The following is a 26,587-nucleotide window of genomic DNA, read 5'->3' as shown; positions in this document are numbered from 1 at the left end:
AGGAGTCCCGGACGAGGCGCGTCGTGTAACCGCAGGGAGGTCAGCTGACCGTGAAGCTCTTGGCCGGGCTGACGCCGGTGGCATGGTCGCCGTCGGACTGGAAGACGACTCGGTAGGTGTAGCTGGCTCGGGTGGTGGGCTTGATGGAGAAGCCGTAGTTGCCCGTGGAGTTGAGCTTGGTCGACGTGATGGTCGTCCAAGTGGCGCCGGTGGAGCGCTGGAGGTAGACCGGCGAACCGGCGTGCTGGGGGCGGACGTAGCCGTAGAACGTGGTCGAGGCGCCGAGTTTGATCGACGTCGCGGACAGGTTCGCGGTCAGGGTCGGGCGGACGTCCGTGGTCCAGTTGCCGGTGCGGGAACCGAGCAGCTGCGACGAGCCGTTGTAGCCCCAGGCAAAGATCGTGGAGTACGTCGGCTGGTAGGTGACCGAGTACGTGCCGGTGGCGCTCGTCGTGACGCGGGTGATCTCGCGCCAGGTGGAGCTGTTCTTGTTCCGGCCGTACAGCGAGACCGGTACGCCGGCCAGCGGCGCCTTCGTGTCGACGCGCACGACACTGCCGTTCAGCGTGACCTTGCCGCCGAAGTTCAGCGCGGTCGCGTTGCCGGTCATCGTCGTATAGGTCCCGGTCAGGTTGGCCGCGACCGGCGAGCTCCACTTGCCGCTGCGATCCTTGACCCAGGCGCGGAACGCGTAGCTCGTCGCGTTCGCCAGCCCGGTCGCGGTGGCGCTCGAGGCCGGACCCGTGTACGCCGAGGTGCCGGTGTTCGGAGCACTCGGAGCGACGGTGCCGGCGTTGCGCCGGACGACGACCTGGTCGAGGTCGGTGATCCCCGGCAGCGTCCACTTCATCCCCGCGGCGGCGTACTGGCCCGTCACGGTGAAGTTCGTGATCGGCGCCGGCGCGACGTCGACGGTCCGGAAGAAGACCAGGTAGCCACCCGGCATCGCCGTGCCGCCGGTGTTCTTCAACCCGCGCACCACCACCCGGTACGGCGTGTTGTCCTGCAGAGTCGGCGTCGGGTCGATCGTGATCTTCCGCGTCGCCGGATCGTAGGACGATGTGGTCGGCACTACCGCGCCGGTCTTGCCGTGCAGAAGCTGAACGTTCGTGGAGTTGATGGTGGCCGGGGCGGCGTTCTGGCTCAGTGTCACGGTCGGCGACGCAGTCTGCGAGACGCCCGAGGCCAGATCGGCAGGGAACGTGTCACGCACCCACTGCGACTGCCCGATGCCACCGCTGGGCAGGCCGCCGGCGGTCACCGACAAGGTGTAAGGACGGCTGTCGCGCGACGGGTTGTAGCTGCGGATCATGAAGTACGCACGGCCGGCGGGCAGCTTGAGCTGGACGGACTCCGAACCGCCGAAGGTGTTGTCCGCGTACCCGATCAGCTGGAGCTGGTCGTTGTAGATCGCGAGCACCGGGTCGAAGTTCTGGGCCCGGTTGTCGTCGTCGTACGTCGGCGGAGCGACCCGTACCGTCACGTCGCGAGCGGTGGCGGACTGCGCGGCGTACCAGTCCTCCTCACCCTCGGTCCCGATCGAGCCGGGCGCGGTGGCGTGGTTCATGAAGGTCGCGCGGGCCGGTACGTCGTTGCCGTCCGGGCCGGCGGCCCAGAACTTCGGCGCCCAGCTGCCGCCGAGCGCCTCGGTGGCGTCGAGCACACCGGCACCGTAGAACGGGTCACGCCCGTGCGGACCGGCGTCGCGCGCCGTCGCCTCGAGCCGGGACTCGACCTGCGCCGGGGTCCAGCTCGGGTACTTGTTGCGCAGCATCGCCGCGACGGCGGCCACCATCGGGGCAGAGAACGAGGTGCCGCTGCCACCCCAGTACGGCAGGTAGCCGGGGTCGGTGAGCGCACGCGGTCCGGTGGAGAGGATCCTCCAGCCGGGCGCGGAGATGTCGACCGAGTCGCCCCACGAGCTGAACGTGGTCAGTACGCCGTTGTTGTCGGTGGCACCGACCGAGACGGTCTCCGGGAAGGCGGCGGGGTAGCGAGGTGAGGAGTTGTAGTTGTTTCCGGCCGCGGCGACCACCAGGACGCCCTTGGCCACAGCGTTCTTCACCGCGGCGTGCATGACCGGGTTGTAGCTCGGACCGCTCAACGACATGTTGATCACCCGGGCGCCGTGCGAGACCGCCCAGTTGATCCCGGCAACGACCGACGAGTCCGAGCCGTTGCCTTCGGAGTCGAGCACCTTGACCGGCAGGATCCTGGCGTTCCAGGCGACACCGGCGACGCCGCGGGCGTTGTTCGTGTTGGCGGCGATGATGCCTGCCACCATCGTGCCGTGGCCTTCGTCGTCGTTCGCCGACGCCTTCGGGTTGATCGCGTTGTACCCCGTGTAAACCCGGCCGGACAGCTCCGGGTGGCCGCCGTCCACACCTGTGTCCAGTACGGCGACGGTCTGGCTGCCCGCGGTCTTGGACAGGTCCCACGCCTGCGGCATCCGGATGGTCGACAGGTACGCCTGGTCGGAGCGGTAGTACTCGTCGTTCGGTGTCGCGGCGCTGGTCCGGACGTAGTTGAGCGAGGCAACTTCGACGCTCGACTCGGCCCGCAGCTTCTTCAGCAGCTCGGGTGCGGTGGCGTTGCTGGTCACGGTCGCGTAGTCGCCGTCGACGGGTACGGCGGCCTGCCGGCTGTTGTGCTTGGCAAGGACCGTCGACCGGGCGGACGCGCTCGCCTTGGGCGAGAACTTCACCAGGACCGAGTGCGGGTCATAGGCCTCAGGAGCCGCGGTGACCTGACGGTCCGGGACCTGGAAGGCGTCGTAGAAGGGCTTCGGCTGGGCCGCGGACACCGACGAACCGGTGACGGTGACCAAAGTGGTCGCGACCAGCGCGGCCGGTAGGCCCAGTTTCAGGAGATGGGACGGGCGGATGGGCATTGCGGGACCCCCCCAAGGGTCTCAGAGTGACATTCTGGGGCGGAGTATGTCAGAGCCGAGGGACGGTTTCGGGGCCGCTGGGATGTCAATAGATGCAATGTTGTCCCGACGTTACCGGTGGGACGCCCGGAGGGGGCCGGTCCCGGGAAGAGGGTGGCGATGAAGTACATGCTGTTGATCCGGCCGGACCTCGAGTTCGACGGGCCGGTGCCGGCGGAGATGGTGGCCGCGACCGAGGCGTGGGTGGCCGAGATGTCGGCTCGCGGGGTGCGGCTGTACGGCGACGCGCTGCGGCCGCCGGCGGAGGGGACCGGCGTGAGTCGGCGCCGGGGCCGCGTGGTGACCACCGACGGGCCGTTCGCGGAGTCGAAGGAGCAGATGGGCGGGTACGACCTGATCGAGTGCCGCGACCTCGACGAGGCGATCGAGATCGCGTCCAAGCACCCGGTCGCGGAGATCGGCATGGTCGAGATCCGCGCGATCAAGGAGTAGTACGGCGCTCAGTGGCCCTAGGGTGGGAGTCCACCTGTTGGGGAGTGCGTCGATGGCTGATGGTTCTGCACCGAGGTCCGAGCTGGCCGGGTGGCGGAAGGCGCCGTTCACCGGCGGCGGGCTGACCTACGACTGCTACGAGAAGGGCTCCGGGCCCGGCGTCGTACTGATTCCGGAGATCCCCGGGATCACCCCGGAGGTGCTTGGGCTCGCGCAGCATCTCGTCGACGAAGGGTTCACGGTCGTCGTTCCGTCGCCGTTCGGTACGCCCGGGCGGGAGGAGTCGGCCGGATACGCCGTGAGCGTGTTCGCGCGGTTGTGTGTGTCGAAGGAGTTCCGCGCGTTCGCGGTCGACGCCGAGCGGCCGATCACGCGGTACCTGCGCGCGGTCGCCGCCGACCTCGCAGCCCGTACGCCGGGACGCGGTGTCGGCGTGATCGGCATGTGCTTTACCGGTGGGTTCGCCCTGGCGACGGCGGTGGACGACGTCGTCCTGGCGCCCGTGATGAGCCAGCCGGCGACTCCCGGACCGATCAGCCCGGCCCGGCGGCGCGATCCGGGGCTCTCGCGCCAGGAGTTGGAGCGCATCGCCGAGCGCACGCGGGCCGACGGCCTCTGCGTCCTCGGCCTGCGCTTCACGAAGGACCGGGCCGTACCGGCCGAACGCTTCGCGACCCTGCGCGCGAGCCTCGGCGACGCCTTCGAGGTGATCGAGCTCGACTCCGGCCCGGGCAACCCCGGCGGGTTCAAGTCCTCCGCCCATCAGGTCCTCACCGCCGAGGTGCGCGACACCCCAGGTCACCCGGCCCTCGCGGCCCGCGCTCGGACCGTCGAGTTTCTCCGCGAGCACCTGACCTGATCAGCGGAGGTCGCGGAAGGTTCGGCGTACGTCGTCCGTCCACTCCGCCGGGATCTCCCACGGGATGAAGTGCCCGCCCCGCGGATGACAGGTGATGTTCGTGTGGTTGTACCAGTCCGCGCGGTCACTCGCCAGGAAGTTGGCGATGCGCTCCGCGCCCGTCCGGACGCCGGGCGGGTTCTCGTAGTCGACGAAGGTGATCCCGGTCGGTGTCTCCACGACCGGCCGGCGATCGTGCGACGGCGTCCACGGGTAGCGGTTGTTGTTGGCGTACGTGCGGATCGAGGTCTCGATCGAGTCGCCGGCCCAGAAGATGGTCGCGTGCGTGAGCAGCTCGTCCTTCGAGAACACGCTCTCCACGTCGCCTCCGTCGTCGGACCACTTGTCCCAGCGCTCCAGCAACCACGCGAGCAACCCGGCGGGGGAGTCGGACAGCCCGTACGCGAGCGTCGACGGCGCGAGCATGTGCGCGGACAGGTGGACGGCGAACTGTCGTTCCACCGCGAGGATTCGGGACCGGACCTCCTCCGGGGCACCAGAAGGGATCGCCCGCCCGCCCGTGATGTCCCACGCGCGGTCGCCGGTGAAGAACGACAGCTTCAGCGCCGACCCGATGTGGATCCCGTACAGCTCGTCGGCGTACTTGTGCCCGAGCTGCCCGGTCACCAGCGCGCCCACGTCGTTGCCCGCGGCGGCGTACCGGTCGTGGCCCAGTACGCCGGTCATCAGCGCGTGCCACACGTCGGCGATCTTCCAGTAGTTCATGTCCGGCCGCTCCAGCGGCGTGGAGAACCCGAAGCCGGGCAGCGACGGCACGATCACGTCGAAGGCGTCGGCCGGATCACCTCCGTACGCCGCGGGGTCGGCGAGCCGGTCGATCACCTTCGACCAGTGCCAGAACGTCCACGGCCAGCCGTGACTCAGGATCAGCGGGACCGGCCGCGGCCCGACGCCCGCCTTGCGCAGGAAGTGCACCGGTACGCCGCCGACGTCGACCCGGTAGTTCTCGTAGCTGTTGATCGCGCTCTCCGAGGCTCTCCAGTCGAACCCGTCGGCCCAGTACGCGACCAGCTCCTGCAGCTCAGTACGCCGTACGCCGTAGTGCCCGTCGTCGTTGCCGGCGTCCAGCGGCCACTTGGTCGCGCGCAGCCGGGCCCGAAGATCCTCGAGCACCTCGTCGGTGACGTGGACCGGGGTCTGGTCGAAGGGGAAGGTCATCGTGTCCTCACAGGGTGGCGATCTCGGTCAGGCGTTTCAGGACTCGGACGGAGTCGCTCAGGAGAGCGCGTTCTTCGTCGTTCAGCTGGTCCACGAGCTCGGCCAGGCGCTCGACGCGGCTGACGCGGCGGGAGGCGACGATCGCCTGCCCGGCGTCGGTGAGCGAGAGCAGGACCGCGCGTCCGTCCCGAGGGTCCGGGGCCCGCGAGACCAGGCCGTCGCGTTCGAGCTTCGCGACCAGGCTGGTGAGGGCCGGCTGCTTGAGCTGCTCGGTGGCGGTCAGGTCGGTCAGCCGCAACGGGCCCCGGCGCGCGAGCGTGTGCAGGACCGACAGCGTCGAGAAGTTGAACCGGCGGACCGACGGCAGCCGGATGAAGATCGTGGTGAAGTCCTCGATCGCGGTGGTCAGGTCGTCCAGGTCGGGCGCGGGTTCCGGCACGCGACAGACCATATCAATTTTCGATGTAACTCACAGCGGTGGCCCGGGGAGCGGTTTCGGTGCGTGTAGTTACCGACACGTGCTGACGGCAAGTGTTAAGGGCGCGTTGGGAATTCCGCGGCTGCGGTTGGGGCGTGAGCGCCAAGGGCATCTGTCCCGGTGGACGAGGTGTCTGTCGCGCCACGGCGGGCTGCACCGGCTGGGGTCGTTGCTCTGCGCAAGGCTTGTTCAGCCCTGTGTGACGCTCGGTGATTTGCTCTGGTCGCACCCCCTGCGGGCATGGCACCATCGGCCACCGGGGAGACACGTCATCAGGGGGCGGCGAATGGCGAGAGCCAAACGAGCGAACCGCGGCGACACCGAGAGGTCGCGCTGGTCGAACGGCACGGCTGACGCCGGCCACCGGGACGAACCCGGGTGGGGCGCGCAGGTGATGGTCGGCGGCAGTCAGGCTCGTCCGAACGGTCCCGGTACGCCGGGCAACGGCTTCTTCGGCGATCCCGGCAGCGGCCCGAACGGCGGTCCTGGTGAGACCGCCGCTCAGCCGACCGCCGCTCAGCCGACGGCCGCTCAGCCGACGGCCGAGCACCGGACGGCCGCGGGCCAGAACAAGAAGACGGACGAGACCGCCGGAGCCAAGACCGGTCAGGCCGCCGCAGCGAGAACAGGTGAGACCGCCGCAGTGAGCACGGTAGAGACGGCCGGCGTGAAGCCGCCCGAGAACACGGGGGAGCGCCCTCCCGAGACCCCCGGCTGGCAGCAGATCGCCCTGGCCAACGGGCGCCCGGTCACCGTCGCCCCACGCCAGGCAGGATTCGGTACGCCGGTCCGCGTGGACGAGATCGCGCTGGCCGCGAAAGCGCTGTCCGAGGATCTGCTCGCCGCGACCCAGGGCATGCCCGAGACGGTCGCGTCACGCCAGCTCCGCCGGGACCTCGACAACGCCGTCGAGACGTTCCGGGCGGTGGCGAGCGAGCTGCAGTCGACGGCCGGCAGCTTGGTCCGGCTCGCGGCCAGCGAAGGCCAGGTCTGTGGAGTGACGTGGGGTGTCTGCCCCGACCACGGCCTCACGCTGATGAACGTCGGCGAGGTCGCGACCTGTCACGTCCTCGGCTGCCACCACGAGCAGCAGGGGCCGACCGATCGCTGCGCACAACCCGTTGCCTACAAGGTCGTCGACGTCGCCGGTCCGGCGCTGTTCACCTGCGCCGGCCACGCCATCGCCTGCCGCCTGCACCTCGACGGAGCCGTCATCACGCTGGCCACCGACAGCCTCGAACTCCTGTAGCCACAGGCGAACCCGACCTCCGGTGAAGGTCGGGTTCGCCTGGCGCAAACAGAAGCTACGAGATCCGGCAGGACGTCAGATGATCGTTCGCGTTCGGTGACAGCGTCGTGAAGTTGGGCGTGTTCGACGACCACGTCCACGACTGCCCGCCGAAGTTGTCCTCGGCGTACGCCGTGACCGTCCACCCGGACGGGATCCGCACCGACGACGCCCAGTTGTCGTGGACACCCGCCGCCTGCAGCTGCGCCCGCGTGTAGTTGCCCTTGGCAAGTGCAGCCCCGGCAACGCCCAGATAGTCGACGTGCTCGAAGAACACCACACCACCAGCACCCGGGGAAACCACGGGCGGCGTAGGCCGGTTCGGCGTCAATGCGAGCTGCCCCTTGAACATCCGCCCGCCGTCGTTCGTCAGCCGCAGGTAGTAGTCCGAAGAGCACGCCGTACCGTCCTCGTCGAGCGCCCGAATCCCTGACCCACCAGGCACAAAGGCCGAGCTCTCAGCAGTCTTCGCGATCTGGTTGCCCTCGTTGTACTCGTCGAACATCGAGATGTACAGGCCCTGTACGCCGACCCGCGTCAGGTTGTAGAACTGCCGCCACATCAGGTCGCCGTGCCGCCGGTGCCCCGACTGCAGATCACCAGGAATCACGCACGGCTGATAGTCGATCCCGAACGCGTTGCAGTCGGCCTGGTCCTGCTGGTTCACGTTGTTGTAGTAGTGATCCGCGCCGGCCACGTCCTGGATCCGGCCGACCATCCACGGCGACAGCATGTCGAACGCGTGGTAGACGTCCAGATACCCGGCCCGCGAGTCCTCGACCCCACGCCGCCAGTGCGTCGGCACACCACCGATCACGTAGCAGCCCTGGCCCTTGAACCAGTTCACGACGTCCAGGCAGACCGAGGCCGGCCACGCCTTGTTCGCCTCGTTGAAGCCGAAGCCCCAGATGCAGACGACCGGCTTGCCGTTCTGCTTCGCGTACGCCGGGGACGCCGTGTACGCGCGCATCTTGTCGATCCAGTCCTGCTTCATCTCCGGCTGCATGTTCTGCCACGCGGTCGCGTCGTACATGATGTAGAACTTCCGCCCGTACTGCTCGGCGGCCTGACGCACCTTCACCGCCATCGCGTCCCGGGTCGGGCCCTCACCACCGAACGGGTTGAACCGCTGCAGCGCGGCCGTGTCACAGCCGTTCTGTTGCATCCACTGGAAGTGCGTGTTCACCGTCTGCTGGTCGTACGACGAGAACAGCTTCGCGGGCTGGCCGTTGCCGAGGTTCGCGTACGCCGTCTGGTACGTCGCCGTGTAGTCGCGGACGTCGGGCCAGCTGCCGAGCGCGTTGTTGGTCGGCGAGGGCGGCTGGCCCCAGTTGTTGCTCCAGTGCCACCAGCCGTTGATCGGGGCGCCGTCGCCGGCGCAGGCGAACCAGCCCTGGTAGCCGACGGTGATCTTGCCGACCACGTCGCCGGGCGGACTGGCCAGGGTGCTGGCGGACGCGGAGAGCGCACTGCCGACGGAACTGGCGGTGGCTGCGGTGGCCGCGGAGGCGACCAGGAAGGTGCGTCGAGTGAGAGTCATGGTGTGCAGGCTCCTGGTTGGGGCGGACAGGACTGCGGAGAGTGGCCGCAAAATATCAACAATCAGATGAAAGACCAAGACCAAAATCTCTTGGAGCTGACATCTTGACGCGGCGTGACGCTGTACTTAGTTTGTTGGCTCAACAGACAAAGTCTGTGACCGGCGTCACAACGCCGGTGCCGTTCTCCTGTCGGGGGAGAAGGGGTGGGGTTCTGTGACGCTGACCGACGGCAGTCGGCCGGGCGGTGGTGTGGTTGCCGCCGACCACGTTTCGCTGCGCCGCAACAACCTCTCCGTCGTTCTCCGGCACGTGCGCTCCGACGGCCCCAAGTCGCGGGCCCGGATCGCCGCGGACACCGGCCTGAACAAGGCCACCGTCTCCAGCCTGGTCGCCGAGCTCGTCGAGCGCGGTCTGCTCCGGGACGGCCGGGCCGAGTCCGAGCGCGGCGCGCTCGGTCGCCCCGGGCAACTGGTCGAGCTCGACGGCAGCGCGGTCTGCGGGGTCGGCGCCGAGATCAACGTCGACTACCTCGCCGTCACCGCGCTCGACCTCAGCGGCGACACCGTGATCGAACGCCGCGTCCCGCTCGACGTGGCCCACCTCGCACCCGGTACGACGCTCGACCACCTCGCCGAGCTCGTCCAGCACGCCGTGACCGCTGTCACCGCCCGAGGCGGCCAGACCGCCGGCGTGACGCTGGCGGCGCCGGGTCTGGTGCAGGGTACGACCGGTTCGCTGAAGCTCGCGCCGAACCTGGGCTGGGGCGAGCTGCAGATCGTCGACGAGATGCGCGAACGGCTCGGCGGACCGGCGTACGCCGTGCGCGTGGACAACGAGGCGAACCTCGCCGCGCTGGCGGCGTACTCGGAACTGCGCAAGGAGTCCGGAAGCAACGTCGAGGACATCGTCCTGCTGACCGGCGCGATCGGTGTCGGTGGCGGCATGGTCGCCGGCGGGCACCTGCTGCGCGGCGGCCGCGGGTTCAGCGGCGAGGTCGGGCACATGCCGGTCGCGCCGGCCGGTGGGATCTGCGGCTGCGGCCGGACCGGATGCTGGGAGACCGTCGTCGGGCTGACCGCCCTGCTCAACAAGGCGACCGACGCCGACGACCCCGTCCGGGACCCGTCGCTCGACGTCGAGCAGCGGCTGGCGGAGATCACCCGCCGGGCCGAGGCCGGGGGAGCGCGGACGCTGCGCGCTCTCGCCGACGTCGGGACCTGGCTGGGCATCGGCGGCGCGATCCTGGTGAACATCCTGAACCCGGACGTCCTGGTGCTGGGCGGGTACTTCGCCGTCCTCGGCCCCTGGCTGAAGGAACCGCTGGAGAGCGCGATCCGCGACCGCGTGATCGCTCCCGACGGTGGCGGCTGCCGCGTGGTGCAGTCCGAGCTCGGGTTCACCGCGGCGGTCCGGGGCGGGGCGCAGATCTCGCTCGACCAGGTCTTCCTGGACCCGACCCTGATCGGCCGCGACGCCACCGGGGTCGCGCAATGAGCAGTCAGAACACCAGGAAAGGTGATGGGGTGGCCGACGAAGAACTGTTGCGGATGACCGGGATCGTGAAGGAGTTTCCCGGCGTCCGGGCGCTGGACGGCGTCGATCTCGACGTACGGCGGGGGGAGGTGCACTGCCTGCTCGGCCAGAACGGCGCCGGCAAGTCGACGCTGATCCGCGTGCTGACCGGCGCGCACCAGCCGGACGAAGGCACGATCGTTGTCAACGGCAACGAGGTCGCGCTGAACAGCCCGACCGCCGCGATCGATCTCGGCATCGCCGCGATCTACCAGGAGCTCGACCTGGTGCCGGACCTGACGGTCGCCGAGAACGTGTTCCTCGGCCACGAGCCGGCCCGGTTCGGGCTGACCCGGCGGCACGAGACGAACACCAGGGCGCGCGAGCTGCTCGAGGGCCTCGGCCACGGCGAGATCCCCGTCGGCCGCACAGTCGGGCTGCTCCCGGCCGCCGGCCAGCAGGTGGTGAGCATGGCCAGAGCGCTCTCCCGGGACGCGCAGCTGATCGTGATGGACGAGCCGTCCGCCGTGCTCGACTCCGAGGAGGTCGGCAACCTGTTCCGCGTGATCCGCGACCTGACGTCTCGTGGTGTCGCGGTCATCTACATCTCGCACCGGCTGGAGGAGATCCGCGAGATCGGCGACCGGGTCACCGTGCTCAAGGACGGCGCCACCGTCGCCACCGGCCTGGACGCGCGCCAGACGCCGACGTCCGAGCTGATCCGCCTGATGACCGGCCGCTCGATCGAGTACGTCTTCCCGCCCCGGGCCACCATCCCCCAGGACGCGCAGACGGTGCTCGAGGTGACCGGCCTGTCCCGGCCGCGCGAGTTCGAGGACATCGGCTTCGAGGTCAAGGCCGGCGAGATCCTGGGCCTGACCGGACTGGTCGGCTCCGGCCGGTCCGAAGTACTGGAGACCGTGTACGGCGCCCGCAAGGCCGCCACCGGCGAGGTCCGCGTCGACGGCGTCACGCTGCGCCCGGGCCGGGTCCAGGCGGCGGTCAAGGCCGGCGTCGGGCTCGCGCCCGAGGAGCGCAAGAGCCAGGCGCTGCTGCTCGACGAAGCGGTCTACAAGAACATCACGGTCTCCACCATGCAGCGGTTCGCCAGTGGTGGGTTCCTCAACGGGCACGCCGAGAAGAAGGCGGCCGAGGAGCTGACCAAGGCGCTCGACGTCCGCCCACCTGGGGTCGAGCACCCGGTCCGCAACCTGTCCGGCGGCAACCAGCAGAAGGTCGTCCTGGCCCGCTGGCTGCTCCGCGACTGCCGGGTGCTGCTGCTCGACGAACCGACCCGAGGAGTCGATGTCGGGGCGCGGTCGGAGATCTACGCGCTGGTTCGCAAGCTGGCCGCGAACGGCGTCGCGATCGTGCTGGTCTCCAGCGAGGTCGAGGAAGTGCTCGGTCTGGCCGACCGGGTCGTGGTGATGCGGGAGGGGCGGGCCGTGCACACCGGTCCCGCGCACGAAATCGACGAGCACCAGGTGCTCGACCTGGTGATGGAAGGAAGTGCCGTGTGATGAGTGAGGAAGTCGCACGACCGGAAACGGCAACAGCTGCGGGGGACAAGGTGCAGGACGCGGTACCGGCCACGGCGTCGACCCAGTCGACCACCCGCCAGCCCGGCGCGCCCCGCAACGGCGGGGGAGCGGCGAGCATCCTGCGCACCGGCCTGGGCCGCAACGTCGGGCTCGTCGTCGCGCTGGTGCTGCTCTGCATCGTCGGGGTGATCACGGCCGGCGACACCTTCGCCACCAGCGCCAACGTGCTCACCATCCTGCGGCTGGCCGCGGTGGTCGGGGTGGTCAGCATCGGGATGACCTTCGTCATCACCGGTGGCGGGATCGACCTGTCGGTCGGCGCGATGCTCGCGCTGGCCTCGGTCTGGGCGACCACGCTGGCCACCCAGCAGATGGCCGCCGACTACGGCATGATCTTCATGGTCTCCACGGCCCTCCTGGTGGGTGCCGCGTGTGGCCTCGTGAACGGCCTGCTCATTGCCTACGGCAAGATCGTGCCGTTCATCGCGACGCTGGCGATGCTGGCCGGAGCGCGCGGTCTGGCCGAGATCATCTCCGATCGCAAGACCCAGATCATCACCGTCAACCCGTTCCTCGACCTGTTCGGTGGTTCGTTCATCGGCGTACCGGTCCTGGTCTGGATGTTCGTGATCGTCGCCGCGCTCGGCTGGGTGCTGCTCAATCGGACCACGTTCGGCCGCCGCACGTTCGCGGTCGGTGGCAACGCCGAAGCGGCCCGCCTGGCCGGCATCAAGGTCCAGCGGCACACCGTCGCGCTCTACGTGCTCGCCGGCCTGTGCTGCGGCATCGCCGCCGTCATGCTGATGGCCCGTACGACGACCGGCAGCTCGACCCACGGCCAGCTGTACGAGCTGGACGCGATCGCGGCCGTGGTGATCGGCGGCACGCTGCTGTCCGGCGGCCGCGGCACGATCGTCGGCACCGTGTTCGGTGTCCTGATCTTCACCACCCTGAACAACGTCTTCACCCTGAACAACCTGAGCATCTCCGCGCAGTCGGTGGCGAAGGGCCTGATCATCGTGATCGCGGTCCTCCTCCAGCAGCGCCTGGCCGCCCGCGCCACCACACCATGAGTTTCGTAACCCCTGTAGAGCAGTTCGCACATTGGAGGACGATGATGTCCGCACGACCCGCGCGGTTCCTGAAGGTTGCCGGTATCGCCGGCCTGAGCTCGCTGGCGCTGATCGCCTGCACCAGCAACACCCCGGAGGCCGAGAAGACCTCCGACACCGGGGCCACCCAGGCCGTGGCCGGTGGCAAGAACGACGAACCGGGCCAGAAGGTCAAGATCGGCTTCTCCGCGCCGGCCGCCGACCACGGCTGGATGGGCGCGATCACCAAGGCCACCCAGGCCGAGGCGAAGAAGTTCTCCGACGTCGAGCTGATCGTGGCCGAGGGCACCAACGACGTGAACCTGCAGATCAGCCAGGTGGAGACCTTCATCAACCAGAAGGTCGACGCGATCGTGCTGCTGCCGTTCGACGGCGCCGCGCTGACCGCGGTCGCGACCAAGGCGATGGACGCCGGCATCACCGTGGTCAACGTCGACCGTGAGTTCGGCAGCACCTTCGCGGCCCGGACCACCGTGCTCGGTGACAACAAGGGCATGGGCGTCTCGGCCGGGACCTACATCTGCAAGGAACTCAAGGGCAAGACCGACGCGGTGGTCGCCGAGATCGCGGGCATCGACTCGCTGCCGCTCACCCAGGCGCGCAGCCAGGGCTTCAAGGAGGCGCTCGCCGACTGCGGCCTGAAGGTCAGCAACCGGGTCGCGGCCGAGTTCACCGTCGAGTCCGGTGAGAAGGCCGCGGCCAACCTGCTCCAGGCCGCGCCGAAGATCGACGCGATCTGGAACCACGACGACGACCAGGGCGTCGGCGTGATGGCCGCGATCAAGAACTCCGGCCGCAAGGAGTTCTTCGTGGTCGGCGGCGCCGGCTCGGCCAACGTGATGCGCGACATCAAGGCCGGCAACACGCTGATGCGGGCCACCGTCATCTACCCGTCCACCCAGGGCGCGGACGGCGTCCGCCTGGCCCGGCTGCTGGTGCAGAAGAAGTCCCTCGGCGACCTGGTGGAGGTCGAGGTCCCGCGCACCGTCCAGCTGTACGCCCCGGTCGTCACCAAGGACAACGTGGACCAGTATCTCCCGACTGCCTTCGAGAGCTGAGAAAGGGACACACGGTATGACGAACCTGGGCATCGGCCTGATCGGCTACGCCTTCATGGGGGCCGCCCACTCGCAGGCCTGGCGCAACGCACCGCGCTTCTTCGACCTGCCGCTGCACCCGGACCTCAACGTCCTGTGCGGCCGTAACGAAGAAGCAGTACAGGCGGCAGCCGGCAAGCTCGGCTGGAGCACGACCGAGACGGACTGGCGCGCGCTGCTGCAGCGTGAGGACGTCCAGCTGGTCGACGTCTGTACGCCGGGCGACAGCCACGCCGAGATCGCGATCGCCGCGCTCGAGGCCGGCAAGCACGTGCTCTGCGAGAAGCCGCTGGCCAACACCGTCGCCGAAGCCGAGGCGATGGCCGCCGCGGCGGCGAAGGCGGCGGCCGGCGGGATCAGGTCGATGGTCGGGTTCACCTACCGGCGGGTCCCGGCGATCGCGCTGGCCCGCAAACTCGTGGCCGAGGGCAAGCTCGGCACCGTCCGGCACGTCCGGGCGCAGTACCTGCAGGACTGGATCGCCGATCCGGAGGCGCCGCTGTCGTGGCGCCTGGACAAGGAGAAGGCCGGCTCGGGCGCGCTCGGTGACATCGGCGCGCACATCGTCGACCTGACCCAGTTCATCACCGGCGACCGGATCGCCGAGGTGAGCGGCCGGCTGGAGACGTTCGTCAAGGAGCGTCCCAAGGCCGAGGCGCACAGCGGCCTGTCCGGTACGGCGAGCGCCGAGCGCGGCCCGGTGACGGTCGACGACGCCGCGGTGTTCATCGCGAACTTCCGTAGCGGTGCGCTCGGCGTCTTCGAAGCGACCCGGTTCGCCACCGGCCGCAAGAACGCGATCCGGATCGAGATCAACGGCTCGTTGGGCAGCCTGGCCTTCGACTTCGAGGACCTGAACCTCCTGCACTACTACGACGCGACCGAGGACGCCGAGACGGCCGGATTCCGGCGCATCCTCGCCACCGAACCGACCCACCCGTACGTCGCCGCCTGGTGGCCCCCGGGCCACCTGCTCGGCTACGAGCACGGCTTCACCCACCAAGTGGTCGACCTGGTCACGGCGATTGCCGAGGGCAAGGACCCGGAGCCGTCGTTCGCCGACGGCCTGCAGGTCCAGCGCGTCCTCGCGGCCGTGGAAGACAGCTCGGCCTCCCGACAATGGCAGGAGATTCCTGAATGAACGCATACGAACCGACCAAGGCCGACAAGTTCTCGTTCGGTCTGTGGACGGTCGGCTGGGAAGGTGTCGACGTCTTCGGTACGGCGGTCCGCGCGCCGCTCGACCCGGTGCTGGCGGTCGAGAAGCTCGCCGAGCTGGGTGCCGCCGCCGTCTCCTTCCACGACGACGACCTGGTCCCGGACGACGCGCAGCGCCAGGCGGTGCTCGCCCGGTTCGGCAAGGCACTGGCCGACACCGGCCTGGTGGTCGAGATGGCCACCACAAACCTGTTCGCCCACCCGGTCTTCAAGGACGGCGGCCTGACCGCCAACGACCGCGACGTCCGCCGGTACGCGCTGGCCAAGATCTTGCGCAACGTCGACCTGGCCGCCGAGCTGGGCGCCACGACGTACGTGCTGTGGGGCGGTCGCGAAGGCTCGGAGTCCGGCGGTTCGAAGGACGTCCGGGCCGCGATGGACCGGTACAAGGAGTCGATGGACCTGCTCACGACGTACGTGCGTGAGCAGGGCTACGACCTGCGGTTCGCGCTGGAGCCGAAGCCGAACGAGCCGCGCGGCGACATCCTGCTGCCGACCATCGGGCACGCCCTTGCCTTCATCAACGACCTCGAGCACCCGGAGCTGGTCGGGATCAACCCCGAGGTCGGGCACGAGCAGATGGCCGGCCTGAACTACGCGCACGGCATCGCCCAGGCGCTGTGGCACGGCAAGCTGTTCCACATCGACCTGAACGGGCAGCACGGGCCGCGGTTCGACCAGGACCTGCGCTTCGGCGCCGGCAACCTGCGCGAGGCCTTCTGGACCGTCGACGTACTGCAGGGGGCCGAAGGCCAACCCGGGTACGACGGCTACGTCCACTTCGACTACAAGCCGCCGCGCACGGAGAACCTGGACGGCGTCTGGGAGACCGCGCGCGGCTGCATGCGCAACTACCTGATCCTGCGCGAGAAGGTCGCCGCGTTCCGGGCCGACCCCGAGGTCCACGAGGCCTTGGCCGCCGCACGGGTCGGGGACCTGTCCCAGCCGACGCTCGGCGCGGGCGAGTCCCTCGACGAGTTGCGCAAGGCAACCTACGACCCCGAAGCGCTGGCGGCTCGTGGCCTCGGCTTCGAGAAGCTCGACCAGCTGGCGATGGACCACCTGCTCGGCGTCCGCTGACGCACCTGAAGTAAGTAGCTGTACCAGGGCCGACGCCCGGGGACCCGCCCCGGAAACCGATGGAGCGCGCACCTTATCCGACCCATAAGGAGCACCCTCATGCACCAGCTACGCAGGCGCTTGCACGGCACGGTTGTCCGTGCCGTGCTGCTGGCGCTGATCGCCGCCTTGGCGATTCCGCTCAGCGCCGTTCCCGCGCGGGCCCACCCGGGCCACGGGGACGAGACGTTCAACGCACTGATCTTCAGCAAGACCGCCGGGTTCCGGCACGACTCGATCCCGGCCGGGATCCAGGCCGTGAAGGACCTGGCGGCCGCGAACAACTTCACCGTCACCGCGACCGAGGACGCGGCGATGTTCAACGACACCGAGCTGGCCAAGTACGAGGTGGTCATCTGGATGTCGACCACCGGTGACGTGCTGAACGCCGACCAGCAGGCCGCGTTCGAGCGCTACATCCAGGGCGGCGGCGGGTACGCCGGCGTGCACGCGGCCTCGGACACCGAGTACGAGTGGCCCTGGTACGGCAAGCTGGTCGGCTCGTACTTCGACAGCCACCCGCCCGGAACGCCGAACGCGAACGTCAAGGTGGAGGACCATGCACACCCGTCGACGGCGAACGCGCCGACGACCTGGAACCGCACCGACGAGTGGTACAACTACCGGACCAACCCGCGCGACACCGTGCACGTGCTCGCCTCCATGGACGAGTCGTCGTACACCGGCGGCAACATGGGCGCCGAGCACCCGATCGCGTGGTGCCAGGACTACGACGGCGGCCGCGCGTGGTACACCGGCATGGGCCACACGATCGAGTCGTACGCCGACCCGGTCTTCCGCGAGCACCTGCTCGGCGGCCTCAAGACCGCGGCGGGCGTCCAGCCGGCCGACTGCGGCGCCTCGCTGAGCGACAGCTACCAGAAGGTCGCCCTCGACGACGACACGTCGAACCCGATGGAACTGACCATCGCCAAAGACGGCCGGGTCTTCTACATCGACCGCAACGGCGCCGTGAAGATCGTCAAGACCGACGGCTCGGTGGTCACCGCCGGGACGCTGAACGTCTACACCGGTCAGGAGTTCGGCCTGCTCGGCATCGCGCTCGACCCGGCCTTCGACACCAACGGCTTCCTCTACCTGTACTACTCACCGGCCGGCGCCGAGCCGTTCGACCGGGTTTCCAGGTTCAAGGTGAACGGTGACACCCTCGACCTGGCCAGCGAGAAACAGGTCATCCGCATCGACACCCAGCGCGACCAGTGCTGTCACGCCGGTGGTGCGCTGGAGTTCGACAACAATGGCAACCTGTTCGTCGCGACCGGTGACAACAGCAACCCGTTCGACTCCGACGGCTACTCGCCGATCGACGAGCGGGCCGGCCGCGCCGCCTGGGACTCCCAGCGCAGCAGTGCCAACAGCAACAACCTGAACGGCAAGGTCCTGCGGATCCACATCGAGGCCGACGGCTCGTACACCGTTCCCGACGGCAACCTGTTCCCGGCCGGTACGGCGAAGACGCGGCCCGAGATCTACGCGATGGGCTTCCGCAACCCGTTCCGGATCGGGATCGACCCGACCACCAACCACCTGTTCGTCGCGGACTACGGTCCGGACGCCGGGCAGGTCTCGCCGACCCGTGGCCCGGACGGCCGGGTCGAGTGGGACATCCTGGACAAGCCGGGCTTCTACGGCTGGCCGTACTGCGTCGGCAACAACACGCCGTACAACGACCACGACTTCGCCACCGGGACCTCGGGCGCGACGTTCAACTGCGCGGCGCCGGTGAACAACTCGCCGAACAACACCGGTATCACCCAGCTGCCGCCGGCCATCCCGGCCAGCCTGTGGATGGGCAAGTCGACGACCGGCGTACCGGAGATCGGTGGCAGTGGCGCGCCGATGACCAGTGGTGCGTACCAGTTCGACCCGGACAGCGACTCCGACCGCAAGTGGCCGCAGTACTTCGACGGCAAGGCGGTCTTCGCCGACTGGAACGACAGCCGGTTGTTCTCGGTGCAGCTCGACGACGACCGCTCGAAGGTCACCGACGTGTCGCGGATGCTCGGCAAGCTGAACTTCATCCGCCCGCACGCGCTGCAGTTCGGTCCGGACGGCGCGCTGTACGTGATCGAGTGGGGGAGCGGGTTCGGCGGCAACAACGCCGACTCCGGCGTCTACCGGATCGACTACGTCCAAGGCAACCGCGCGCCGATCGCGCAGTTCACCACGGACAAGACGTCCGGCCCGGCACCGTTGACGGTCGCCTTCGACAGCACGGGATCGCGTGATCCCGACGGGCAACCGATCACGCTGGCGTGGGACTTCGACGGCAACGGGACGACGGACTCGACCGAGGCCAAGCCGACGTACACCTACACGACGGCCGGGGTCTTCACGGCCCGGTTGACGGTGACCGACGGCGATGGTCGTACGGCGGTGTCGAACCGCTCGATCACGTCGGGCAACACGGCGCCGACCATCTCGATCGAGGCGCCGGTCGACGGCGGCTTCTTCGACTTCGGCGACACCATCAAGTACAAGGTGACCGTCACCGATCCCGAGGACGGGACGGTGAACTGTCAGGACGTGATCACCCAGCCCGCGCTGGGCCACGACGAGCACGCGCACGGGTACGAGCAGTACCGCGGCTGTGAGGGGACGTTCCCGCTTCCTGGTGACGAGGGGCACGTCGGCGCGAACATCTTCGGCATCGTGACGGTGAAGTACACCGACAAGGGTGCCCCGGGCACCGGGGCGATCACGACCGAGAAGGTCGTGCAGCTGCAGCCGAAGACGCGCGAGGCCGAGTACTTCAACGAGACCGGTGGGCCTGGTGCGACTCCCGGCGTACAGGTCGAGGACACCGGTGACACCGCCGGTGGCGGCAAGAACATCGGGTTCATCGAGGACGGCGACTGGTGGGGCTGGAAGCCCACCAACCTGACCGGGATCGACCGGATCGAGCTGCGGGCGGCCTCGCCCGACGCCGGTGCGACCGTCGAGGTCCGGCAGGGTTCACCGACCGACGGCGCGATCGTCGCGACGATCCAGGTGACGCCGACGGGGGCCTGGCAGACGTACGGGAACTTCTCGGCGGCGGTCAGTGGCGCTTCGCTGACCAGCGGTCCGCTGTACTTCGTCAAGACGACGGGGCAGCTGAACGTCAACTGGGTGAAGTTCATCGGCAAGGGGGTGACCGACAACCAGCGGCCGGCCGTGACGGCGACCGCGTCGGTGCTCCAGGGCAAGGCGCCGCTGAAGGTGGACTTCACCTCCTCGGCGACCGACCCCGAGGGCGACCTTCCGCTCTCGTACGCGTGGAGCTTCGGCGACGGCGCGACGGGGACGGGCCAGAACCCGAGCCACACCTACACGGCGGCCGGTACCCACACGGCGACCGTCACCGTGACGGACGCGCGCGGCGCGAAGGGCACCGCGAAGCTGACGATCAAGGTGGACACCCCGGCACCGCCAACCTGTCTGACCGGGCGCTCGGACGGCTTCGAGGGGACGACTCTCGACACCGGCCTGTGGAGTGAGGTTGTCCGAGGCAACCAGGAGCTGTCGGTTGCTGGTGGCAACCTGGTGCTGCCGTTGACGGCGACCGACATCTACGGCACCGGCAACACCGGTACGCCGAACATCGTGCTGCAGCCGTTGCCCGCCGGCGCTTGGCAGGCGACCGCCAAGCTGACGTTGCCGGCCCGACTCGCCTACCAGCAGGCCGGGTTGATCGTGTACGGCGACGACGACAACTACGCCAAGATGGTGCTGCAGGGCCGGTCGACCGGCGCTCCGTCGGCGGCGGACCGGATCTTCCAGTTCATCCGGGAGGAAGCCGGTACGCCGAACGAGGTGGCCGCGTCGAACACGGCCAACCTGGGCGCGACGTACCCGGACACGGTCTGGGTCCGGTTCACCAGTGACGGCGCGAACCTGAAGGCGGCGTACAGCGCGGACGGCGCGACCTTCACCGAGATGTCCGAGACCAAGCAGCTGGCCGGGATCAGCAATCCCCGGATCGGGCTGTTCGGCCTGGCCAACCGGACCGAGGCGCTGCCGCTGGCGGCGCAGTTCGACTACTTCAGCATCACGCCGGACGACACGGCCGAGGTCCCGACCCCGGACGACGAGTTCACCGGTACGACGCTGGACGCGTGCCGCTGGTCCGCGATCGTGCGGCCCGACCCGGCGGCGTACCGGGTGACCGGTGGCGCGGTCGAGATCGACACCAGCAACGGCGACATCTACCAGGGCACGGCCACGAACCCGAAGAACCTGCTGCTGCAGCCGGCTCCCGACGGTGACTGGACGATCGAGACCAAGGTGGACGGGTCGGCGTTCAACGAGGCCTACCAGCAAGGTGGGCTGATGGTGTACGGCGACGACGCGAACTACGTGAAGCTGGACTACCTCACCAGCAACGCTCCTGGCTCCGCGGTGACGCGGGGGATCGAGCTGCGCAGCGAGGTGAACAACGCGGTCGTGTCGCCGCAGCCGAACGCTCCGGCACCGACGCAGGGCGTCTGGCACCTGCGGCTGGCCAAGAGCGGGACGACCTTCACCGGTTCGTACAGCGCGGACGGACTGGCCTGGACCGCCCTCCCGGCCGTGACGAACCCGGCGCTGGCGTCGGCGAACTTCGGCATCTACGCCTTCGGGGTCGACCAGGTCGCCTCGAAGACAGCGAAGTTCGACTACTTCAAGATCGTCCGGGACACCGTGGCTCCGCAGGTCAGCCTGTCGCTGAACCCGTCGGCGCCGTCGGGCCTGAACGGGTGGTGGACCGACGCGGTCGTCGCGACCGCGATGGCGACCGACAACCAGCCCGGTCAGGTGTACCTGGAGCAGAAGGTCGGCGACGGCGACTGGTCGGAGTACACCGCTCCGGTCAGCTTCGGCACCGACGGGACGCACACGCTCCAGGTCCGGGCCTCGGACACCGCGGGCAACGTGTCGGCGCCGGAGTCGGTCACCGTCAAGGTGGACCGGACGGCTCCGAAGTCGACGGTGACCGGGCTGGCGTCCGGCGGGAAGCTCGGCGTCGCGTCGACGGTCGCGGTCTCGGCCACGGCGACGGATGCGCTCTCCGGGCTCGCCGGAGTGACGCTGAAGGTCGACGGGAAGGCGCTCCCGGCCGGCGGCAAGCTGGACGGGGTCGCGCTCGGGCTCGGTGCGCACGAGCTCGCGGCCACGGCCACGGACAAGGCCGGCAACACCTCGATCACCAAGGTGCCGTTCACCGTGGTGGCGTCGTACGCCGAGGCCCAGAAGCTGGTCGAGCGGTACCGGGTCGCCAGGACGTTGCCGCTGGCAACGGCCACGGTGATGAAGGTGCAGCTCGCGCTGGCCGAGCAGGCACAGCGCAAGGGTCTCAAGATCGTCGCGACCGTTGCGCTGGACCTGTACCTCAAGCAGGCGAAGACCGTGCGGGACGTTCCCGCCCGGACCTTGCTGACCGCTGTCGGGCAGGACCTGAGGAAGAAGATCTGACCCGATGAACACGTCGCTGTGCGAGACCGCACCCTGTCCGACGCGGAGAGGCGTGCAGGAGCTCCCGAACGCCCTGGTGGTTCGGCCCCACCCGGACGTCCGGGAGAGCGGTCTCGCACAGCGCCGGGGGACCGCCCAGTGGTCCTCGTCCCCGGCGCCCGGCCAGGCGCTCCGGCCGTGCGCCGGGGACATCCCCTGGACTACCTCAGCTTGTTAAGGAGTGGAGAGATGGCTCGACCGATCACCCTGTTCACCGGCCAGTGGGCCGACCTGCCGTTCGAGGAGGTGGCCCGGCTGGCCTCGGAGTGGGGGTACGACGGCCTGGAGATCGCCTGCTGGGGTGACCACCTCGACGTCCGGAAGGCGGCCGAGGACGACGCGTACGTCCAGGACCGGCTCGACATCCTCGAGAAGCACAACCTCAAGGTCTGGACCATCTCGAACCACCTGCTCGGCCAGGCGGTCTGCGACGACCCGATCGACCAGCGGCACCAGGCGATCCTGCCCGCGCACATCTGGGGCGACGGCGATCCCGAGGGCGTGCGGCAGCGCGCGGCCGAGGAGATGGGCGTCACCGCCCGCGCCGCGCGCCGGCTCGGCGTCGACGTCGTGGTCGGCTTCACCGGCTCGGCGATCTGGAAGACCGTCGCGATGTTCCCGCCGGTCCCGCAGTCGATGATCGACGCCGGGTACGCCGACTTCGCCGACCGCTGGAACCCGATCCTGGACGTCTTCGACGAGGCCGGCGTGAAGTTCGCGCACGAGGTGCACCCGTCGGAGATCGCCTACGACTACTGGTCCACCACCCGAGCCCTGGAGGCGATCGGGCACCGCGAGGCGTTCGGCCTGAACTGGGACCCGAGCCACTTCGTCTGGCAGGACCTCGACCCGGTCGGTTTCCTGTGGGACTTCAAGGACCGGATCTACCACGTCGACTGCAAGGACGCCAAGCGCCAGGTCGGCAACGGCCGCAACGGCCGGATGGGGTCGCACCTGGCCTGGGGCGACCCGCGGCGCGGCTGGGACTTCGTCTCCACCGGGCACGGCGACGTCCCGTGGGAGGCGTGCTTCCGGATGCTCAACACGATCGGGTACGCCGGACCGATCTCGGTCGAGTGGGAGGACGCCGGCATGGACCGCCTGGCCGGTGCCGCCTGGCCCTGGAGTTCGTGAAGCGGCTGGCCTTCGACCCGCCGACCGCTTCGTTCGACGCGGCCTTCTCCTCGTAGTACGCGCCTGTGGTGCCGGGTCCTGCCCAGACCCGGCACCACAGGTGTTCTAGGGGCGTCCCGGCAAGCGGTAGTTGTCGCCGAGGACCTGCCCGCGGTCGGGCTTGTAGAGGTCGAAGCCTCTCGAGTTGCACTGCAGACCACCGTTGATGCAGTGGCTCACCAGGGCCGCCAGCGTCGGGACGTCCCAGGCGTTGAAGAAGTCGTAGTGCCAGGTGTAGCCCCGTCCGCTCGCCAGCCGGACGTCGGTCACGTCCCCGTCGGCGGGGAACGCGATCTTGAACTCCAGCATCGGCACCGGGTTCGGGTGACTGGCCGGGCAGGAACCGTTGACCGGGTACGCCATGTGGCTCTTGTGGTCCGGAGTGTCCAAGTCACGTCCGTTCCAGCAACTCGGGGCCTGGTACCGGATGTTGAGCTGGGTCCCGGCGGGACAGTTCGACGGGAAGTCCCAGTTGTGCGTGCTGTCGCCGCACTCCCATCCCTCGACGGTGCCCGGTGAGGTCCGGAACTGGTCGAGCGTGGCGGTCGGGCTGCCGACGACGTACCGCAGTCCCGGCGGGAACGGCCGGACCGCCGCGTAGTCGAGGATGCCCGACTTGTAGTAGATGGTCTGGTGCCAGGTCTGCTGCACCGGCTGGCTGGTGCCGGACCCGCGGAACATCGTCGGCCACCAGTACGCCGACAGGTCGTCGGGGTTGAGGCAGGTGGTCGCGTACGGGCCTGGCGCGTTCAGGCTGTCGAGCGTGGTGGCCGCGTTCGTCGTCTTGTTGCCGACGAAGCTGTGCTCGTGCGATGCGCCGGGCAGGTTGGGGAACACGATGGGGTCGTCGTTGGCACGGTGGTTGACCGTGCAGTTCACCTGGAACTCGTGATGGGTCACGAGGTCGTCGGCCTGTGCCTGGGTGCCGGCGACGGCGGTGAGGACAGCGCTGAGGGTCAGGGCGGCGGTGCCGCCGGCGAACAGGATCTTCTTCCTTCTGCTGAACACGGATCTCCTCCTGTCGGGGGATTCCGCGGGGCGGTGGGCAGGAACTGGGTACTACGCGGCCCGCGGTCTGGAATCGCGGGAGAGCGCTCTCTGGAACAGCGTCGATCGGGCCGTCCGTGCTGTCAAGAGCTGCCCGGTTCCGGAACCGGCCGAGCGTGAACGAGCCGTTGACAAGCCGCCGGGCAGGCTCCACGATCAGTTCGCGAGAGAGCGCTCTCTGACTCTCGCGCACCGTGGTCCGCCAGGGCCGCGGTCGCTGTGCCGTACCGCCCTAACGCACACAGCGAAGGAGCACTCCCCGATGATTTCCCCCACTCCAGCCACTCCGCCGGACGGCCGCGCCGGCCCCGGGCGTCGCGTCCGGCGGCGCGGGCGGGTGCGGTCGTTGCTCGCGGCGACCGTTGCCGCCTCCACCCTCCTGCTCGGCAACCTCGTCCTGCAGGCCGCGCCTGCTCAGGCGGCGACTCTGCTCTCCCAAGGCCGTCCGGTCACTGCCTCTTCGTCGGAAGGCGCGGGCACTCCCGCGTCGGCCGCCGTCGACGGCGACCTGAACACCCGGTGGTCCAGCGTCTTCAGCGATCCGCAGTGGCTGCAGGTCGACCTCGGCTCGGCCGCGACGATCAGTCAGGTCGTGCTGCGGTGGGAGGCCGCGTACGCGACGGCGTACCGGGTCGAGGTCTCCGACGACGCCCAGAACTGGCGGCCGCTGGCCAGCACCGCCGCGGGCGACGGCGGCACCGACTCGCTCACCGTCAACGGCGCCGGCCGGTACGTCCGGCTGACCGGCACCCAGCGCGTCGGCGGCTACGGCTACTCGCTCTGGGAGCTCGAGGTGCACGGGACGCCCGGCACCGGCGGACCGCCGCAGGGCAACGGCACCGTCCAGGTCGCCGGCAGCCAAGGCAACTGGCAGCTGCTCGTCAACGGCGCGCCCTGGCAGGTCAAGGGCCTGACCTGGGGACCGGCCGCGGCCGACGCCCCGCAGCACCTCCCGCAGCTCAAGTCGATCGGCGTCAACACCCTGCGGACGTGGGGAACGGACGCGAGTTCCAAGCCGCTGTTCGACTCCGCGGCCGCGAACGGGATGCGCGTGATCGCCGGCTACTGGCTCCAGCCTGGTGGTGGACCCGGCAGCGGCGGCTGCGTCAACTACGTCACCGACACGACGTACAAGCAGACGATGCTCGGCGAGATCCGGCGCTGGACGACCGAGTACAAGGACCACCCGGGCGTGCTGCTGTGGAACGTCGGCAACGAGTCGGTGCTCGGGCTGCAGAACTGCTACTCCGGCGCGGAGCTGGAGACGCAGCGGATCGAGTACGCGAAGTTCGTCAACGAGGGCGCCAAGGCGATCCACGCGATCGACCCGAACCACCCGGTCACCTCGACCGACGCGTGGACCGGCGCCTGGCCGTACTTCAAGCAGTACTCGCCGGACCTCGACCTGCTCGCGGTCAACTCGTACGGCAACGTCTGCCAGGTCAAGCAGGACTGGATCAACGGCGGCTACACCAAGCCGTACATCCTGACCGAGGGCGGACCGGCCGGTGAGTGGGAGGTCCCGAACGACGCGAACGGCGTACCGAACGAGCCGACCGACCTCCAGAAGCGCGACGGCTATCTGCAGGCCTGGAACTGCGTCACCGGGCACAGTGGGGTCGCGCTCGGTGCGACGCTGTTCCACTACGGCAACGAGAACGACTTCGGCGCGGTCTGGTTCAACATCGCGCCGGGTGGCGAGAAGCGGCTGTCGTACTACGCGATCCGGCAGGCGTACGGCGGTGCCGGCGGCGGGAACACGCCGCCGGTGATCACGGCGATGTCGTTGAGCCGCACCACCGACGTACCGGCCGGTGGGACTGTGGAGGTGAACGTCGCGGTGTCGGATCCGGATGGCGACGCTTTGACCCACGAGTTCAAGGTGGGCGGCAAGTACATCGACAACAACGGGGCGCTGGTGACCACACCGTCGTCGGGCAACGGGCCGTTCACGGTCACCGTGCCGCAGCGGCTCGGGGTCTGGAAGCTGTACGACTACGTGCGCGACGGCAAGGGCAACGTGGGGATCGAGACACGGTCCTTCCGCGTCGTCGCGCCGCCCGTGTCCGGAACGAACGTCGCCCGGGGCAAGCCGGTGACGGCGTCGTCGTACCAGCAGGTCGGTGACGGTGCGCCGTTCCCGCCGTCGAACGTCACCGACGGGAACAACACGACGCGCTGGGCCAGCGACTGGGCCGACCCGCAGTGGATCCAGGTGGATCTCGGCTCGGTCCAGGAGTTCGACAGCCTGCAGCTGATCTGGGAGGGCGCGTTCGCGCGGTCGTACCGGGTCGAGGCGTCGGACGACGGGGCGAACTGGCGGCAGGTCTACACCACGGCCGACGGGAACGGTGACGTCGACGACCTCGGCGTGGCCGGCTCGGGCCGGTACGTGCGGCTGACCGGGACCCAACGGGGGACCGGGTTCGGCTACTCGCTGTACGAGTTCGGCGTCTACCGGCGCTGAGTCGAGTGGGGTACGGCGGTCCGCGGGGCGGGCCGCCGTACC

17 protein-coding genes are annotated in these 26,587 nt (G+C 69.2%); 12 read left to right on the top strand and 5 right to left on the bottom strand.

Going from position 1 to position 26,587, the window contains the following annotated elements; genetic code table 11:
• Positions 1-40: 40 nt before the first annotated feature.
• Positions 41-2,890, bottom strand: coding sequence for a S8 family serine peptidase (locus HDA39_RS13635; RefSeq protein ID WP_184795583.1), 2,850 nt, complete (start codon positions 2,888-2,890; stop codon positions 41-43).
• A gap of 159 nt (positions 2,891-3,049) precedes the next feature.
• Between HDA39_RS13635 and HDA39_RS13630 the strand changes: the two genes are divergently transcribed.
• Positions 3,050-3,382, top strand: coding sequence for a YciI family protein (locus tag HDA39_RS13630; RefSeq protein WP_184795582.1), 333 nt, complete (start codon positions 3,050-3,052; stop codon positions 3,380-3,382).
• Between the two features lie 52 nt (positions 3,383-3,434).
• Positions 3,435-4,241: a dienelactone hydrolase family protein gene (locus HDA39_RS13625; RefSeq protein ID WP_184795581.1), complete on the top strand. Its 807-nt coding sequence runs from the start codon at positions 3,435-3,437 to the stop codon at positions 4,239-4,241.
• Here the strand turns inward: HDA39_RS13625 and HDA39_RS13620 are convergent, their stop codons facing one another.
• Both HDA39_RS13620 and HDA39_RS13615 read right to left on the bottom strand, forming a co-directional pair.
• Positions 4,242-5,459 carry an epoxide hydrolase family protein gene (locus HDA39_RS13620; protein WP_184795580.1) on the bottom strand — a complete coding sequence of 406 codons (1,218 nt, stop codon included), beginning with the start codon at positions 5,457-5,459 and terminating at the stop codon, positions 4,242-4,244. It abuts the gene before it with no gap.
• A gap of 7 nt (positions 5,460-5,466) precedes the next feature.
• Positions 5,467-5,898, bottom strand: coding sequence for a MarR family winged helix-turn-helix transcriptional regulator (locus HDA39_RS13615; protein ID WP_337925741.1), 432 nt, complete (start codon positions 5,896-5,898; stop codon positions 5,467-5,469).
• Between the two features lie 325 nt (positions 5,899-6,223).
• Between HDA39_RS13615 and HDA39_RS13610 the strand changes: the two genes are divergently transcribed.
• Complete coding sequence (locus HDA39_RS13610; RefSeq protein ID WP_184795578.1) at positions 6,224-7,186, top strand: hypothetical protein; 963 nt, start codon at positions 6,224-6,226, stop codon at positions 7,184-7,186.
• A gap of 55 nt (positions 7,187-7,241) precedes the next feature.
• Here the strand turns inward: HDA39_RS13610 and HDA39_RS13605 are convergent, their stop codons facing one another.
• Entirely contained in the window at positions 7,242-8,765 is a 1,524-nt protein-coding gene (locus tag HDA39_RS13605; protein ID WP_184795577.1) for a glycoside hydrolase family 99 protein, read from the bottom strand.
• A gap of 214 nt (positions 8,766-8,979) precedes the next feature.
• Between HDA39_RS13605 and HDA39_RS13600 the strand changes: the two genes are divergently transcribed.
• From HDA39_RS13600 to HDA39_RS13565, 8 genes are all read left to right on the top strand, one after another.
• A complete protein-coding gene (locus tag HDA39_RS13600) occupies positions 8,980-10,260 on the top strand; it encodes an ROK family transcriptional regulator (protein ID WP_337925740.1) in 1,281 nt (426 codons plus the stop codon).
• 29 nt (positions 10,261-10,289) lie between these two features.
• Positions 10,290-11,798 carry a sugar ABC transporter ATP-binding protein gene (locus HDA39_RS13595; RefSeq protein WP_337925739.1) on the top strand — a complete coding sequence of 503 codons (1,509 nt, stop codon included), beginning with the start codon at positions 10,290-10,292 and terminating at the stop codon, positions 11,796-11,798.
• Positions 11,798-12,892 (top strand): ABC transporter permease, encoded by a 1,095-nt coding sequence (locus HDA39_RS13590; RefSeq protein ID WP_184795575.1) that lies wholly within the window; start codon positions 11,798-11,800, stop codon positions 12,890-12,892. The genes HDA39_RS13595 and HDA39_RS13590 overlap by 1 nt, the downstream gene beginning before the upstream one ends.
• Positions 12,893-12,936: 44 nt before the next feature.
• Positions 12,937-13,989, top strand: a complete 1,053-nt coding sequence (locus tag HDA39_RS13585; protein WP_184795574.1) for a substrate-binding domain-containing protein — start codon at positions 12,937-12,939, stop codon at positions 13,987-13,989.
• Between the two features lie 16 nt (positions 13,990-14,005).
• Complete coding sequence (locus HDA39_RS13580) at positions 14,006-15,169, top strand: Gfo/Idh/MocA family protein (RefSeq protein ID WP_184795573.1); 1,164 nt, start codon at positions 14,006-14,008, stop codon at positions 15,167-15,169.
• Positions 15,166-16,326: a xylose isomerase gene (gene xylA / locus HDA39_RS13575; protein WP_184795572.1), complete on the top strand. Its 1,161-nt coding sequence runs from the start codon at positions 15,166-15,168 to the stop codon at positions 16,324-16,326. The genes HDA39_RS13580 and xylA overlap by 4 nt, the downstream gene beginning before the upstream one ends.
• Positions 16,327-16,425: 99 nt before the next feature.
• Entirely contained in the window at positions 16,426-21,819 is a 5,394-nt protein-coding gene (locus HDA39_RS13570; RefSeq protein WP_184795571.1) for a ThuA domain-containing protein, read from the top strand.
• A 228-nt stretch (positions 21,820-22,047) separates the two neighbouring features.
• Complete coding sequence (locus HDA39_RS13565; protein WP_238356047.1) at positions 22,048-22,992, top strand: sugar phosphate isomerase/epimerase family protein; 945 nt, start codon at positions 22,048-22,050, stop codon at positions 22,990-22,992.
• 105 nt (positions 22,993-23,097) lie between these two features.
• On the opposite strand, the gene HDA39_RS13560 is transcribed toward HDA39_RS13565, so the two are convergent.
• Positions 23,098-24,039 carry a DUF1996 domain-containing protein gene (locus HDA39_RS13560; RefSeq protein WP_184795570.1) on the bottom strand — a complete coding sequence of 314 codons (942 nt, stop codon included), beginning with the start codon at positions 24,037-24,039 and terminating at the stop codon, positions 23,098-23,100.
• A gap of 301 nt (positions 24,040-24,340) precedes the next feature.
• Here HDA39_RS13560 and HDA39_RS13555 point away from each other — a divergent pair, with 301 nt between their 5' ends.
• The gene (locus HDA39_RS13555; protein WP_184795569.1) at positions 24,341-26,545 is read left to right on the top strand and encodes a discoidin domain-containing protein; all 2,205 of its coding nucleotides are present in this window, start codon (positions 24,341-24,343) and stop codon (positions 26,543-26,545) included.
• The last annotated feature ends 42 nt before the right edge of the window (positions 26,546-26,587 follow it).

The sequence above is a fragment of the Kribbella italica genome (genome assembly GCF_014205135.1).
Classification (GTDB): Bacteria; Actinomycetota; Actinomycetes; order Propionibacteriales; family Kribbellaceae; genus Kribbella; species Kribbella italica.
Note: the sequence above shows the minus strand (reverse complement) of the source record. Positions and strands in the feature narration are given on the sequence as shown.